The organism is Stenotrophomonas sp. 05L413 (assembly GCF_056397945.1).
On sequence record NZ_JBFTOL010000004.1, the window covers coordinates 527,907 to 542,729 of the forward strand.

The following is a 14,823-nucleotide window of genomic DNA, read 5'->3' on the forward strand; positions in this document are numbered from 1 at the left end:
CGGTGCCGCAGGTGCCGGCAGGGAAGCAGACGGGCCAGGAACGGCACGGCAACACGGCATCTGTGATTGCGCGCAGTGTTTGGCCTGGTAGGTCCCCTCCGGAATCGCGTCGCCTCTCATCCAACCATCAGGGGGCAGTACGTGAACAGGATTTCGTTGCTGGGAATGGCCGCGGCCATCGCCATGTTGTCTGGCTGTGCAAGCGTGCCGATGGCCGACAAGGGCATGGTGGAGACCGCCAAGACCTTCCCGACGCCCGAAGCGGGCACCGCCGGGGTGTATGTGTTCCGCAACAGCTTCGTCGGCAAGGCGCTGAGGAAGGACATCTGGATCGATGGCGAATGCCTGGGCGAAAGCGCCGACAAGGTGTTCTTCTACACCACGGTGCCGGGCGATCGTGAGCACACCTTCTCGACCGAATCGGAGTTCTCGCCGAACGACCTGAAGGTGCAGACCGAATCGGGTCGCAACTACTTCATCCAGCAGTCGATCCGGATGGGCGTGTTCGTGGGCGGTGCCAAGCTGGACGTAGTGCCCGAAGCCGACGGTCGCCGCCAGGTGGCCGGGTTGAAGATGGCGCGCAAGGGCACGTGTTCGCGCTGATCCGCGCACGATGCTGACCGGGCGGGCGCGCATGGCGTGCCCGTCCCGGGACGGAACTACGGGCGCGGCCGTCTACTGCGAGAAGCTCACCTTCACCGAGTCCGCGCTGTACGTGGCCGGGCCATGGAACACCACTTCGATGTTGTTGCCATCCGGGTCCAGTGCGAAGGCGGCGTAGTAGCCGGGGTGGTAGGGCCGCTCGCCCGGCGCACCGTTGTCCTTGCCACCGTTGGCCAGTGCCGCCCGGTGGAAGGCCTCAACGGTGGCGCGGTCGCGGGCCTGGAAGGCGAGATGATGCCGGCCGGTGAGCTGGCCCAGTGCAGCCTCGCTGTCGGGGGTGGAAATGAACAGCTCATCGGCCCAGAAGTAGGTGTCGCCTTCGCCGGCGATCGGAATGCCGATCGTGTCGAACACGGCCTGGTAAAAGCGGCGGCTGGCGGCAAGATCCCGGACCACCAGCTGCAGGTGGTCGAGCAGGCGGCCGCGGTGCAGTTCCATCGTTTCCATACCGACTCCATTGGGTGGTGGGACCGGGCGCAGATATACCACTGGCGGCGGCCCGGGGCATTACCGCAGGGTCGATCTTGCTGACCACGTGCAGGCCTGTGTCGGCCACGGCCCTTCCGCCTGCCCGCGCACTGACCTACGCTGCGCGCTGGCGTCATGAACGCGCAGGCGGAGGAGGGAACGATGCTGTGGATGGTGATGATGGCCCAGGCGGTCGCAGGCGACGCCGGCTATGAACAGGTGCGCGCACTGGCGCAGCGTGATGAAGCCAGCTTGGCGCCGGCGGCGTACACGGAAATGCTGGACAGCATGAGCCGGGTGGGCGGCGCGAGTTTCGCGCGGTGCATGCCGACCCCCGCGCCGGAGACGCTGGCGCCGTTCACCGTGATGCTGCAGCTGGATGCACAGGGCAAGGTAGTGCGGACCTGGCGCGAAGGCGAGGAGGCGGTCGCGCGCTGCGTGGATGCGGGATTTGCCGGGAAAACGTTGTTCGTGCCACCGAAGGCGCCGTTCCATGCGGCCTTCGAATTCCAGGTCCAGCCATGACGCCCACGACGCGCCGGTACGTGCCGGCGCGTCGTGGAGAGGCAGGGGTCAGGTGATCGGGGTGTTGGAGATGATCTCCACCCAGTAGCCATCCGGATCCTTGATGAAGGCCAGGTGCTTCATGCGGCCGTCTTCCAGGCGCTTCTGGTAGGGCACCTGCAGCGCATCGAAGCGCTTGCAGGCAGCCTGGATGTCCGGCACGGAGACGCAGATATGGCCGAAGCCGCGCGGATCGCTGTTGCCGTCGTGATAGACCGCGCCGGCCTGGGTTTCAGTGCCGTGGTTGTGGGTCAGCTCCAGCACGCCGGGAATCCCGGCCATCCAGACGCGGCGGGCGTCGTCGCCCTCGGGAATCTGCGTGCCGGCCGGCAGCAGGGCCAGGAAGTACAGGCTGAAGTCGGCGTCGGGGAAGTGGCGCAGATCGATCAGGCGGAAGCCGAGCACGCGGGTGTAGAAATCCAGCGAAGCGGTGGCGTCCTTGACGCGCAGCATGGTGTGGTTGAACACGAAGCCGGCGGTGTCGGCGGGCACCTGGGCGGCGACACCCGGTTGGTTCTGGAAGGCGGCAAGGCTCATGGGGATCCTGGGGCGGGGGCCGCATCGGCGCGGCGGACGTGCCATTTTAGCGGTCCCGGCGGGAGGGGGTGACGGGTAGAATGGTGCGTCTCCCTGAGCAGCGTTCATCATGTCCCAGCGTGAATGGGTGGCCGCCGCCATCCGCAAGATCGAAGCCGATTTCAACCGATCGGCCGATACCCACCTGATTCCGATGGACCTGCCCGGGTTCGAGGGCATCGACCTGTATTTCAAGGACGAGTCCAGCCATCCCACCGGCAGCCTGAAGCATCGGCTGGCGCGCTCGCTGTTCCTGTACGCGCTGACCAACGGCTGGCTGCGCGAAGGGCGCCCGGTGATCGAAGCCTCCAGCGGTTCCACGGCAGTATCCGAGGCGTATTTCGCCCGGCTGCTGGGCCTGCCGTTCATCGCCGTGATGCCGGCCACCACCTCGCCGGAGAAGATCGCGGCGATCGAGTTCCACGGCGGCCGCTGCCATCTGGTGGAGCGTGCGTGCGACCTCAACTGCGATTCGGAAGCGCTGGCCCGCGAAACCGGCGGCCACTTCATGGACCAGTTCACCTACGCCGAGCGCGCCACCGACTGGCGTGCCAACAACAACATCGCCGAATCGATCTTCAAGCAGATGGCCGAGGAGCCGCACCCGGTGCCGGAGTGGATCGTGTGCAGCCCGGGCACCGGCGGTACCGCGGCCACGCTGGGCCGCTACGTGAGCTACCGCCGGCATGACACGCGCATCCTGTGTGCGGACCCGGAAGTGTCGGTGTTCTACGACGGCTACTGCGCCGCGCTGGCCGGGCAGCCCTGGCGTGAGCTGACCTGCAGTGGCGGCTCGCGCGTGGAAGGCATCGGCCGGCCGCGGGTGGAATCCAGCTTCATCCCGACCAGTGTCGATGCGATGGTCAAGGTGCCCGACGCGCTGAGCCTGGCCGCGATGCGCCACGTCAGCCGCCAGCTGGGCCGCCGCGTGGGTGGCTCCACCGGCACCAATTTCATCGGCGTGCTGCAGGCCGCGCAGCTGATGCGCGATGCCGGGCGCAGCGGCTCGATCGTGACCATCCTGTGCGACAGCGGCGAGCGCTACGCGCACAGCTACTACAACCCCGAGTGGTACCCGAAGCAGGGCATCGACGTGGAGGGTGCCGATGCCCAGCTCGCCGCGGCGGTGGTGGGGCAGGGCCTGCCGGTGCTGCCCTGCGTTTCGCTGGAAGCGTTGTACTGAGCGGGACACCGGGCGTGGCGTGAACCTGGCCCATCGGTGCACGCCGGGGCCTTGTGCGGGGCAGGGGGCAATGCCATATCGTGGGGTGATGCCGCTGCAGCGGCCCCGTTGTCTGGAGATGCCTGTGACCCCCACCAACCCCCTGCTCGATTTTTCCGGCCTGCCGCATTTCGATTCGATCCAGCCCGAGCACATCGCCCCGGCGATCGACGCCCTGCTGGCCGAGGCCGAAGCGGCAGTAACGACCGCCGAGACGGTTACCCCGGTGACCTGGGCGACCTTCGCCGATCCGCTGGATGACGCCACCGAGCGCCTGTGGCGTGCGTGGGGGCAGGTGGGCCACCTGCAGGCCGTCGTGAACACCCCGGCGCTGCGCGAGGCCTACAACGCCAACCTGCCCAAGGTGACGCGCTTCGGCAGCGCACTGGGCCAGAACCTGGCGCTCTACCAGCAGTACCGGGCCCTGGCCGCCGCGCCGGAAGCGGCGCAGTACGATCCGGCACGCCGCAAGGTGCTGGACAATGCCCTGCGCGATTTCCGCCTGGGGGGTGCTGAACTCGATGACGCCGGCAAGGCGCGCTACAGCGCGATCCGCGAGGAACTGTCCGCGCTGTCGGCGACGTTCTCGCAGAATGTGCTTGATGCGACCGATGCCTGGTCGTTGCACGTGGAAGACCGTGCCGAACTGGCTGGCCTGCCGGACGATGTGATCGCCGCTGCCCGCGCTGCCGCAGAGAAGGATGGCCTGACCGGCTGGAAGCTGACCCTGCAGATGCCGTGCTACATCCCGGTGCAGACCTACGCCGAACATCGGCCGCTGCGCGAGGCGCTGTATCGCGCCAACGCGGTCCGCGCCTCCGAGTTCGGCGATGCCGCGCTGGACAACAGCGGCAACATCGATCGCGTGCTGGCGTTGCGTGCGGAGCTGGCTGCGCTGCTGGGCTTCGCCAACTACGCCGAATATTCGATCGCCACCAAGATGGCCGAGGATGCGCCGCAGGTGCTGGGCTTCCTGCGCGATCTCGCCGCGCGCGCCAAGCCGTACGCACAGCGCGACCGTGCCGAGCTGGAGGCCTTCGCGCGCGACGAGCTGGCCCTGGCCGCGCTGGAAGCGTGGGACCTGGCCTTCGCGGCGGAGAAGCTGAAGCAGGCGCGTTACAGCTATTCCGAGCAGGACGTGAAGCAGTACTTCACCGAGCCGAAGGTGTTGGACGGCCTGTTCAGCGTGATCCGCAGCCTCTACGGGCTGGAGGTGCAGCCGGACAGCGCGCCGGTGTGGCATCCGGATGTGCGCTTCTTCCGGGTGGTCGATGCGCAGGGCGCGCTGGTGGGTCAGTTCTATCTGGACCTGTACGCGCGCGAAGGCAAGCGTGGTGGCGCGTGGATGGACGATTGCCGTAACCGCCGCGAGACCGCTGCCGGTGTGCAGACGCCGCTGGTGTACCTGGTCTGCAACTTCGGCAAGGGGGCCGCGGGGCAACCGGCGACCTTCAGCCACAGCGATGTGACCACGCTGTTCCATGAAATGGGGCATGGGCTGCATCAGTTGCTGACCCGCATCGGCGAGCTCGGCGTGGCCGGCATCAACGGCGTGGAGTGGGACGCGGTGGAACTGCCGAGCCAGTTCATGGAGAACTTCTGCTGGGAATGGGAGCGCGTGCAGGCGATGACCGCACACGTAACTACCGGCGAGCCGCTGCCGCGTGCGTTGTTTGACCGCATGCTGGCCGCACGCAATTTCCAGAGCGGCATGTTCACCGTGCGACAGCTGGAGTTCGCCCTGTTCGACATGCAGCTGCACAGCGATTTCGACCCGACCCAGGACAGCGTGCAGGTCCTGCTGGAGCGCGTGCGCGATGAGGTGGCGGTCAACCGACCGCCGGCCTGGAATCGCTTCCCCAATCAGTTCAGCCACATTTTTGCCGGTGGCTATGCGGCGGGCTACTACAGCTACAAGTGGGCCGAAGTGCTCAGCGCCGATGCCTATGCCGCCTTCGAGGAAGCGCCGGACAAGGTGACCGAGACCGGTCAGCGGTTCCGCGATGAAGTGCTCTCACGGGGCGGCAGCCGGAGTGCGGCAGAAAACTTCGCTGCGTTCCGTGGGCGCGCGCCGACCGTGGACGCGCTGCTGCGGCACAACGGGATGGTGTTGTGACCCCGGTGACGGTAGTGCCGGCCGCTGGCCGACTCTGCATCCTGCCGCCAGGGGCGGGGTGTCATGCAACGTGAGGAGCCGGCCAGCGGCCGGCACTACCCGGCAGCCTGATCGGACGGCACGTGGCTCATTCGGCGTAGATCATCTTGCGGGTCATGCCCCCGTCGACGATGTGGTCCTGGCCGGTGATGAAACCGGCCAGGTCCGAGAGCAGGAACACCGCCAGCGCGCCGATGTCCGGCGGCTGGCCAACCCGGCCGACCGGATGCTGCGCCTGATCGCGGCGCGAGAGCTTTGGCGTGCGCCGGCGTGACGGTGCCTGCCAGGCATCGGTGGTGATCCAGCCGGGGCTGATGCTGTTGACCCGCACCGCCGGCCCTTCGCTCACCGCGAGTGCATGGGTGAAGGCGACCAGCCCGCCTTTGGCCGCGGCATAGGCTTCACTGTCCGGTTCGGACTGCCATGCACGCGTCGAGGCGATGTTGACGATGGCCCCGGCATGCTCGCGCAGGGCGGGCAGGGCGTGTTTGCTGCACAGGAAGGCGCCATGCAGGCTGGAAAGGCGGCGTTGCCACTCAGCCAGCGACATCTCCGCCAACGGCGTGCCATGGGCACTGGCGATGCCGGCATTGTTGACCAGGCCATCCATACGGCCAAAGCGCTTCAGCGTCGCCTTGATCAGCGCCTGCACACTGCGCTCGCTGGCCACGTCCGCGCGCTGGAACGCCGCGCGCTCCGGTAGCGCCCATTCGGTCAAACAGGCCTTGCCGGCATCGGCATCCAGGTCGGCGATCATCACGCTTCCGCCAGCGCCCAGCACCGACTGCGCGATGCCGCGGCCCACCCCCTGCGCACCGCCGGTGATGACCACCACGCGATCGCGCAGCGGCTGTGCCGGCCAGTCGAGAATGGCCGGGGTCAGTGGCACGGCGGCATGTCGTTGCGGCCCAGCAGGCGCGTCCAGCCTTCGATGCCGAGCTTGTCCAGCGTGTCGATGTTGCGCTCCACGATCACGTCCGGATCCGGGAACGCGGCGACCGCACGCTCGACGCTGTCTTCGCGCAGCAGGTGCAGGGTCGGGTAGGGCGCACGGTTGGTGTAGTTGCTCACGTCATCCGGCGCCGCGCCGGCGAACTGGTACTGCGGATGGAAGCTGGCCACCTGCAGGATGCCCTGCAGGTCCAGCGCTTCGATCGCGGCATCGGCGTTGTCGAGGAAATCGTTGTAATCCAGGAAATCGGTCAGCACGTCCGGATGCACGATCAACGTGGTGTCGATCTGTTCGGCCGGCGTATCGCGCAGCAGGATCAGCTCTTCGGCCAGCTCTTCCACCAGGGCTTCCGGGGTGGTCGCATCGCTGAGCACGAACCGCACCTGGTCCTTCACGTACACCGCCTTGGCGAACGGGCACAGGTTCAGGCCGATGACGATCTGCTCCAGCCATTTCCGGGTCTCGGCAATGGGGTCGTGGGTGGCAGTGGGGGAAGCATCGTTCATGGCGGGCGGTGTCGCTGGCTGGGGCCGTTGATTGTACGGCGCGGCGGTGAAGCGGGCGGATGCTCGGCTCCACTGTCCATTAACTGGACACCCGTCATCCTGATAAATCCTTATCCGGCAATCACTTGCAGTGATCGAGCCAACGGCCAATAGGCAGTGGCCCGCCGCAGGTATCCAATAGCCGGGTACACGACGCAAGGAGTTCTCAGTGATGGCAACACACGCATTCCTGCCGACGGCCACGTGGTCCGGCAAGCTGTTCGAGGGTCAGTGGAGCCCGGGTGCAGGCACCCAGGACGTGGTCGAGCCCGCCACCGGCGAACGCCTCGGCGAGATCGCGATGGCCGACCCGGCGCAGATCGCGCGCGCCGCCGCCACCGCCGCCAACGCACAGCGCGACTGGGCCAGTGCCCCGTATGACACCCGCGCGCAGATCCTGCGCCGCGCCGCCCAACTGGCCGAAGAGCACAATGACGAGATCGTGCAGTGGCTGGTCCGCGAAAGTGGCTCCACCCAGCTCAAGGCCGGCTTCGAGGCCAAGGTGAACACCAAGGCGCTGCATGAAGCGGCGGCACTGCCCTCGCGCAGCATCGGCGAAGTGCTGCCGTCCGAACCGGGCCGTCTGAATCTGGCGCGCCGCCGCCCGCTGGGCGTGGTGGGTGTGATTGCGCCGTTCAATTTCCCGCTGTATCTGGCCATGCGTGCGGTGGCGCCGGCACTGGCGCTGGGCAATGCGGTGGTGCTCAAGCCCGATCCGCGCACCGCCGTGTGCGGCGGCTTCGTGATCGCACGCCTGTTCGAACTGGCTGGCCTGCCTGCGGGCCTGCTGCACGTGTTGCCGGGAGATGGCGCGGCCGGCGCGGCGCTGACCAGTGACCCGAACATCGCGATGATCCAGTTCACCGGCTCCACCGGTGCCGGGCGCAAGGTCGGTGAAGCGGCGGGTAAACACCTGAAGAAGGTGTCGCTGGAACTGGGCGGCAAGAACTCGCTGATCGTGCTCGACGATGCGGACATGGATCTGGCCATCGCCAACACGGCGTGGGGCGTCTACCTGCACCAGGGCCAGATCTGCATGGCCACCGGCCGCGTGCTGGTCCAGCGCAGCATCCATGCGCGCTTCCTGGAAAAGCTGGTGGCCAAGGCCAGATCGCTCAAGGTCGGCAATCCGGCCGACGGCGAGGTGGCGATCGGGCCGTTGATCAATGCCCAGCAGCGCGACCACGCCGCGCGCATCGTTGCCCAGGCGCAGGCCGCCGGTGCCACCCTGGCCACCGGTGGTGGCTACAAGGATCTGTACTTCGAGCCGACCGTGCTCAGCGATGTGAGCCGCGACAACCCGGCTTTCCACGAAGAGATCTTCGCGCCGGTCGCGGTCGTGGTGCCGTTCGATACCGATGACGAGGCGGTGGAGCTGGCCAACGACAGCGAGTACGGCCTGTCGATGGCGATCGTGTCCAGCAACGTGGGCCGCGCGCTGAAGCTGGGCGAACGGCTGCGCACCGGCCTGCTGCACATCAACGACCAGACCGTGAACGATGAAGTGATCAATCCCTTCGGTGGCGTCGGCGCCTCGGGCAACGGCACCAGCATCGGTGGCCCATCCAACATCGACGAGTTCACCCAGTGGCAGTGGATGACCGTCAAGGGCGAAGCGCCCGCGTACCCGATCTGATCCAGGAGAACCTCATGACTGCAACAGCAGAACTGCGCGACATCACCGTGGCCGTGGTGCGCGAAAAAGAACAGCCCTTCACGATCGAGAAGGCGCGCATCCGTGGCCCACAGGACGATGAAGTGCTGGTTCGCGTGGTCGCCACCGGCCTGTGCCATACCGACCTGATCGTGCGGGACCAGTACTACCCCGTGCCGCTGCCGGCGGTGCTCGGCCATGAAGGCGCGGGCATCGTCGAAGCACTCGGCCCGGGCGTGAAGGACCTCAAGGTTGGCGACCATGTCGTGCTGACCTACGGCGCCTGCGGCCACTGCAACCCCTGCAGCGGCGGCCACGGTGCCTACTGCAAGGATTTCTTCGGCCTGAACTTCGGTGGCGGTGCGCTGGACGGCTCCACCGCGATCCAGGATCCGGACGGCAACCCGCTGCACGATCACTTCTTCGCGCAGTCCTCTTTCGCCACCTACGCGCTGAGCCGCGAGAACAACGCGATCAAGGTGCCCGACGATGCGCCGATCGAACTGCTCGGCCCGCTGGGCTGCGGCATCCAGACCGGTGCCGGTGCGGTGATCAACTCGCTCAAGGTGACCGCTGGCAGCAGCTTCGCCAGCTTCGGTGCCGGCGCGGTCGGGCTGAGCGCGGTAATGGCCGCACGCGTGGCCGGTGCGACCACCATCATCGCCATCGATGTGGTGCCTTCGCGCCTGGAGTTGGCCAAGGAACTGGGCGCCACGCACGTGATCAACAGCCGCGAGGTCGATGTGGTTGAAGCGGTGCGCGGAATCACTGGCGGCGGCGCGAACTTCGCCTTGGAATCCACCGGTCGTCCGGAGGTGCTCGCGCAGGGCATCGAGGCACTCGGCGGGTTGGGGGTGATCGGCGTGGTCGGCGCGCCGAAGCTGGGCACCAAGGCCGAGTTCGACGTCAACAACCTGCTGCTCGGCGGGCGCAGCATCCGCGGCATCGTCGAAGGCGACAGCGTGCCCAAGGTGTTCATTCCGCAGCTGGTGCAGCTGTACCAGCAGGGCCGCTTCCCGTTCGACAAGCTGGTCAAGTTCTACCCGCTGGATCAGATCAACCAGGCCGCCGAGGACAGCACCCGCGGTGTCACCCTCAAGCCGATCCTGACCATCGGCGGGTGAAACGGTCCGTCGCAGGCGTGCATGCCTGCGACGACGTACCAGTCAGCTTTGCGGGAGTAGGCTGTCGGTCCGAGGTGGAGATCGACCGATGGCCGCGATGGTTCTGGAACAGCAGCAGGTATTGGCCGCCGCCCGTCAGCGCTTCGCCGAGGGCGGCGCGCTGATGGACAGTGTGGTCAGCCCCCCGGTGCAGCGCTCCTGGGAGCGTTCGCGCCAGGCCGGGGTGCAGCCGCGGCAGGAGCCGTACTACGCGCCTCTTGCCGCGGCTGCCACGCGTCTGGACGACCCTGCCGACCGCCGCCTCGCACGCTGCGTGCGCGAGGACATGGACCACCTCTGGGCCGCCTTCGGTGGCCGCCAATGGACCCTGTTCTGCGTCAACGCCGATGGCCTGGTCATCGCCCAGCGCGAACATGGCCTGGCCGACGTCCCGGTACTGCGCCCGATCCAGATCGGTCGCCGCCTTCGCGAAATCGACATCGGCACCACCGCACCGGCCTGCAGCCTGGCCGAAGACGCGCCCGCCCTGGTGCGCGGCAACGAGCACTATCTCGACCGCTTCGCCTCGGTGTTCTGCCTGAGCGTCCCGCTGCATGGGCTGGATGGCGAAGTGCTGGGCGCACTGGATATCACCGGCACCGGCGAGCGCGATGCCGAGCTGTTGCACGGCTACTTCCGCCAGGCCGCGCTGTCGGCCGAGAACCGCATCATGCAGGACCACCGTCCCTGCCACCTGCTGGCCGTACAGCACGACACCCGCTGGCTGCACTCGCCGCTGCAGGGACTGCTGGCCATCGAAGAAGACGGCCGCGTGCGTGCCGCCAACCGCGTGGCCCGCCGCCTGTTCGGACTCCCACGACGCGGAGCCTTGCCCCTGCTCACCCTCGAGGGCCTGTTCGCCGGCGCCAGCGACCACCAGCGCCGCCGCCTGCTGCAGGCCGGCCCCGCCCACCGCGTCCGCCTGGATGACGACACCGCCGTGCACGTCCAGTACCTGCGCGGACCGCTCGCACCGCATGCCGGCGTGAAGCTCGATGTGCAGCATGCCAACGCCACGAACGCATCACTGCGCGCGCAGAACACACAGCACGTCCGCGACACCATGGCTGCCCACCAGGGCAACGTCAGCGCCGCCGCACGCCAGCTCGGCATCTCACGCACGACCCTCTACAAACTGCTGCGCGCGTAGCGACCATCGCGCGGCGGTATACACGCCGGAAGCCGCATCTTTTCGATCTGCGCAACGAGGTTGCCGGCCACGGGCCGGCGCTACCGCTTTGCTCGCCCGTCCGCCGAGAAAGCGTCGGGGCGGCGGTAGGGCCTGGCCTTGCCCGGACCATGAGCGGCATGGATGCCGCGACATGAGCCCCCATGGATGGGTTCACGGCGGGTCCGGGCAAGGCCTGGCCCTACCCGACGCAGCGCACCAGCAATGAATCACCAGCGCGTTGCGCTACAGCCCTTCGGCCAAGATCAATCGCGGAAGTTATCAAACTGCAGCGGCACCTCGAACGTCTCCTTCCGCAACAGCGCCATCGCATCCTGCAGATCATCGCGCTTCTTGCCCGTCACCCGCAGCTTGTCGCCATTGATCTGACTGTCCACCTTCAACTTGGCCTCCTTGATCGTCGCCGCGATCTTCTTGGCCACCTTCTGCTCGATCCCCTGCTTCACCGTGATCTTCTGCCGCGCACCGGCCAGATTGCTTTCGATATCACCAAACTCCAGGCACGCCGCATCGATCTTCCGCGCCGTCAGGCGCTGACGCAGGATGTCCGTCATCTGCTGCAGCTGGAAATCGCTCGGCGCGGACTGCGTGATCACGCTGTCCTCCAGCACGAACTTCGCGTCCACGCCCTTGAAATCGAAACGCGTGGACAGCTCGCGGTTGGCCTGGTCGACCGCGTTGGTCAGCTCGTGGGTGTCGACTTCGGAAACAACGTCAAAAGAGGGCATGGGCAAACTCCAACGGGTGAATGCCCCCATTCTATCAAGCCGCCATGGACGGGCCGGCCAAGCCGGCGATAATGGGCCATGAACACGCAGAAATCCCCCACCCGCGCCGTCGCCTGGATGCTGATCGCCGTCGCCTGCTTTTCGCTGATGGATGCCGGCATGAAGCAGCTGTCGGCCAGCTATCCCACCCTGCAGGTCACCTTCCTGCGCGGCGCGGCCTCGCTGCCGTTCGTGCTGGTCTGGGTGCTGGCCACCGCCGGCCCGCGCTCGCTGGTGCCCAGGCGCTGGGTCCTGCACCTGCTGCGCGGCGTGCTCGGCATGGTGATGATCGGCTGCTTCGTCTATGCCCTGCGCAGCCTGCCGCTGTCCACCGCCTACACCATCTACTTCGTCGCCCCGCTGCTGATCGCCGCGCTCTCGGTGCCGCTGCTCGGCGAGCACGTGGGCCCGCGCCGCTGGATCGCCATCGGCATCGGCCTGGTCGGCGTGCTGGTCGTGCTGCGCCCCGGTGTCGGCGGGATCATTTCCTTCCCGGGCCTGATGGTGCTGCTGGCCGCCACCGCCTATGCCCTGGCCGCGATCACGGTCAGCATGCTGACCCGTACCGACACCCCGCAGTCGATGGTGGTGTGGTTCCTGGTGATCATGGCCGTCGGCGCCGGCCTGCTGGCGATCCCGGACTGGCAGCCGCTGCAACTGGGCCATGCCGCGCTGATCGCCGGCATGGGCCTGGCCGGGGCAGGGGGGCAGGTCGCCCTGACCCGTGCTTTCCAGCTGGGGGAAGCCTCGATGATCGCGCCGCTGGAGTACACCGGGCTGGTCTGGGTGATCGGCTGGGACCTGCTGTTCTGGGGCGTGCTGCCCGACCAGGTGACCTGGCTGGGCGCGGCGATCATTGTCGCCTCGGGCCTGTACCTGCTGCACCGTGAGCGGGTGCGCCGGGTCCAGCCGCCCCGGCCGCTGGACCACCCCTGAGCCCGGCCGGCGCCGGCTGGCTGGCCGGATCACGGCCTCTTAGAACCAAACGGAATATCATTCCGCGCAACCGCACGGGTCAGGGCCGCCCCGCGCTGGTAGGCTGCACGCCCCCTCCCGTCGATGCCCGGTTGACCGCGAAGTGATCGAGTTCCAGCGCCTGCACAAATCCTATGCCGTCGGCGGCCGCGCGATTGCCGCGCTGCAGCCGCTGGACCTGACCATCGAGGCCGGCGAAGTGTTCGGCATCATCGGCCATTCCGGTGCGGGCAAATCGACCCTGATCCGGCTGATCAACCGGCTCGAGGAGCCCACCGGCGGCCGGCTGCTGATCAACGGCGAGGATGTCACCGCGCTCGATGCCGAGGGCCTGCGGGTGCTGCGCCGGAAGATCGGCATGATCTTCCAGCACTTCAACCTGCTCTCGTCGCGCACCGTAGCCTCCAATGTCGCCTTCCCGCTGGAGCTGGCCGGCACGCCGCGCGCGGAGATCGACGCGCGCGTGGACGAACTGCTGCGTACCGTCGGCCTGGAAGCGCACGCCAACAAGTATCCGGCGCAGTTGTCCGGTGGCCAGAAGCAGCGCGTCGGCATCGCCCGCGCCCTGGCCACCCGCCCGCAGATCCTGCTGTGCGATGAGGCCACCAGTGCGCTGGACCCGCAGACCACCGCCTCGGTGCTCAAGCTGCTGGGCAGGATCAACCGCGAGCTGGGCCTGACCATCGTGCTGATCACCCACGAGATGGACGTGATCCGCCGCGTCTGCGACCGCGTCGCGGTGCTCGATGCCGGCCACCTGGTCGAAACCGGCCCGGTCACCGAGGTGTTCCTGCACCCGCAGCACCCGACCACCCGCCGCTTCGTCAGCGAGTCCGAGCAGGTCGACGAGGGCGAACTGCACAAGGACTTCGAGGCTGTCGCCGGGCGCATCGTGCGCCTGACCTTCCTCGGCGCCGACACCTACGAACCGTTGCTGGGGCGCATCGCGCGCGAGACCGGCGTGGACTACAACATCCTGTCCGGCCGCATCGACCGGATCAAGGACACCCCGTATGGCCAGCTGACCGTGTCGCTGGTCGGGGGCGATGTGCAGGCCGCGCAGGCGGGCTTCGTCGCTGCCGGTGTCCACCTTGAGGAGCTGCGCCGATGATCCTGGCCACCGCAGGCGGGTTCTTCCGCCATCTCGACGCAGGCAAATGGGCCGATATCGGCCAGGCCACGCTGGATACCCTGCTGATGCTCGGCGGCTCACTGCCGCTGACGCTGCTGATCGGCCTGCCGCTGGGCGTACTGCTGTTCCTGACCGGCTCGCCGCAGCTGCACCGCAAGCCGGTGCTGTATGGGGCGCTGGCGCTGCTGGTGAACCTGCTGCGCTCGGTGCCTTTCATCATCCTGATGATCGTGCTGATCCCGCTCACGCTGTGGATGATGGGCACCTCGCTGGGCGTCCGCGGCGCGATCGTGCCGCTGGTGATCGGCGCGGCGCCGTTCTATGCGCGCCTGGTCGAAACCGCGCTGCGCGAAGTGGACCGTGGCGTGATCGAAGCCACCCAGGCGATGGGCGCCACCACGTGGCAGCTGGTCACCCGGGTGCTGCTGCCCGAAGCGCGACCGGGCCTGATCGCCGGCGCCACGGTCACGGTGATCGCGCTGATCGGCTTCACCGCGATGGGCGGCGCGATCGGCTCGGGCGGCCTGGGCGACCTGGCCTTCCGCGATGGCTACCAGCGCTCGCACACCGACGTGGCCCTGGTCACCGTGGTCCTGCTGCTGGTGCTGGTGCAGATCCTGCAGATGATCGGCGACCGCCTGGTCTCGCACTACAGCCGGAAATAACCGCTCGGTACCGACCGTTGGTCGGTACGCCATCCTCGACGCCGCGTCGTGGCTGGCCCTCCAGGCCGAGTACGATCTGAAGACGCTGCCGACCCGTCAGGAAATCGAGCGCAGGGTGCAGCCGCGCGAGGCG

15 protein-coding genes are annotated in these 14,823 nt (G+C 67.7%); 10 read left to right on the forward strand and 5 right to left on the reverse strand.

Translation table 11 applies throughout. The features are described 5' to 3' along the window. Positions 1-141 precede the first annotated feature (141 nt). Complete coding sequence (locus tag AC1DIQ_RS11555) at positions 142-603, forward strand: DUF2846 domain-containing protein (RefSeq protein WP_244880171.1); 462 nt, start codon at positions 142-144, stop codon at positions 601-603. Positions 604-675: 72 nt separating this feature from the next. Here the strand turns inward: AC1DIQ_RS11555 and AC1DIQ_RS11560 are convergent, their stop codons facing one another. Next, positions 676-1,110, reverse strand: coding sequence for a VOC family protein (locus AC1DIQ_RS11560; RefSeq protein WP_478050067.1), 435 nt, complete (start codon positions 1,108-1,110; stop codon positions 676-678). Positions 1,111-1,293: 183 nt separating this feature from the next. Here AC1DIQ_RS11560 and AC1DIQ_RS11565 point away from each other — a divergent pair, with 183 nt between their 5' ends. Beyond that, positions 1,294-1,656, forward strand: a complete 363-nt coding sequence (locus tag AC1DIQ_RS11565; RefSeq protein ID WP_478050068.1) for a hypothetical protein — start codon at positions 1,294-1,296, stop codon at positions 1,654-1,656. A 48-nt stretch (positions 1,657-1,704) separates the two neighbouring features. Here AC1DIQ_RS11565 and gloA read toward each other — a convergent pair whose 3' ends face one another. Continuing rightward, positions 1,705-2,232 (reverse strand): lactoylglutathione lyase, encoded by a 528-nt coding sequence (gene gloA / locus AC1DIQ_RS11570; RefSeq protein WP_478050069.1) that lies wholly within the window; start codon positions 2,230-2,232, stop codon positions 1,705-1,707. Positions 2,233-2,341: 109 nt separating this feature from the next. Here gloA and AC1DIQ_RS11575 point away from each other — a divergent pair, with 109 nt between their 5' ends. Both AC1DIQ_RS11575 and AC1DIQ_RS11580 read left to right on the forward strand, forming a co-directional pair. Then, on the forward strand, positions 2,342-3,454 hold the full coding sequence (locus AC1DIQ_RS11575; protein WP_478050070.1) for a PLP-dependent cysteine synthase family protein: 1,113 nt from the start codon (positions 2,342-2,344) through the stop codon (positions 3,452-3,454). A gap of 118 nt (positions 3,455-3,572) precedes the next feature. Further along, positions 3,573-5,609 carry a M3 family metallopeptidase gene (locus AC1DIQ_RS11580; RefSeq protein WP_478050071.1) on the forward strand — a complete coding sequence of 679 codons (2,037 nt, stop codon included), beginning with the start codon at positions 3,573-3,575 and terminating at the stop codon, positions 5,607-5,609. 127 nt (positions 5,610-5,736) lie between these two features. Here the strand turns inward: AC1DIQ_RS11580 and AC1DIQ_RS11585 are convergent, their stop codons facing one another. After that, complete coding sequence (locus AC1DIQ_RS11585) at positions 5,737-6,537, reverse strand: SDR family oxidoreductase (protein ID WP_478050072.1); 801 nt, start codon at positions 6,535-6,537, stop codon at positions 5,737-5,739. Then, entirely contained in the window at positions 6,528-7,106 is a 579-nt protein-coding gene (locus AC1DIQ_RS11590; RefSeq protein ID WP_121040013.1) for a DUF1415 domain-containing protein, read from the reverse strand. Before AC1DIQ_RS11590 ends, AC1DIQ_RS11585 begins: the two co-directional genes overlap by 10 nt. A gap of 211 nt (positions 7,107-7,317) precedes the next feature. On the opposite strand from AC1DIQ_RS11590, the gene AC1DIQ_RS11595 reads away from it, so the two are divergent. From AC1DIQ_RS11595 to AC1DIQ_RS11605, 3 genes are all read left to right on the forward strand, one after another. Beyond that, the gene (locus AC1DIQ_RS11595) at positions 7,318-8,781 is read left to right on the forward strand and encodes a benzaldehyde dehydrogenase (protein ID WP_478050073.1); all 1,464 of its coding nucleotides are present in this window, start codon (positions 7,318-7,320) and stop codon (positions 8,779-8,781) included. A gap of 14 nt (positions 8,782-8,795) precedes the next feature. Beyond that, positions 8,796-9,923, forward strand: coding sequence for an NAD(P)-dependent alcohol dehydrogenase (locus AC1DIQ_RS11600; RefSeq protein ID WP_123730131.1), 1,128 nt, complete (start codon positions 8,796-8,798; stop codon positions 9,921-9,923). An 88-nt stretch (positions 9,924-10,011) separates the two neighbouring features. Beyond that, positions 10,012-11,112: a helix-turn-helix domain-containing protein gene (locus AC1DIQ_RS11605; protein ID WP_478050074.1), complete on the forward strand. Its 1,101-nt coding sequence runs from the start codon at positions 10,012-10,014 to the stop codon at positions 11,110-11,112. Positions 11,113-11,396: 284 nt separating this feature from the next. Here the strand turns inward: AC1DIQ_RS11605 and AC1DIQ_RS11610 are convergent, their stop codons facing one another. Then, positions 11,397-11,879 (reverse strand): YajQ family cyclic di-GMP-binding protein, encoded by a 483-nt coding sequence (locus tag AC1DIQ_RS11610; RefSeq protein WP_121040001.1) that lies wholly within the window; start codon positions 11,877-11,879, stop codon positions 11,397-11,399. A 78-nt stretch (positions 11,880-11,957) separates the two neighbouring features. On the opposite strand from AC1DIQ_RS11610, the gene AC1DIQ_RS11615 reads away from it, so the two are divergent. From AC1DIQ_RS11615 to AC1DIQ_RS11625, 3 genes are all read left to right on the forward strand, one after another. After that, on the forward strand, positions 11,958-12,854 hold the full coding sequence (locus AC1DIQ_RS11615) for a DMT family transporter (protein WP_121039998.1): 897 nt from the start codon (positions 11,958-11,960) through the stop codon (positions 12,852-12,854). Between the two features lie 142 nt (positions 12,855-12,996). Then, positions 12,997-14,004, forward strand: a complete 1,008-nt coding sequence (locus AC1DIQ_RS11620) for a methionine ABC transporter ATP-binding protein (protein ID WP_478050075.1) — start codon at positions 12,997-12,999, stop codon at positions 14,002-14,004. Next, a complete protein-coding gene (locus AC1DIQ_RS11625) occupies positions 14,001-14,690 on the forward strand; it encodes a methionine ABC transporter permease (protein WP_121039992.1) in 690 nt (229 codons plus the stop codon). The genes AC1DIQ_RS11620 and AC1DIQ_RS11625 overlap by 4 nt, the downstream gene beginning before the upstream one ends. Positions 14,691-14,823 lie beyond the last annotated feature (133 nt).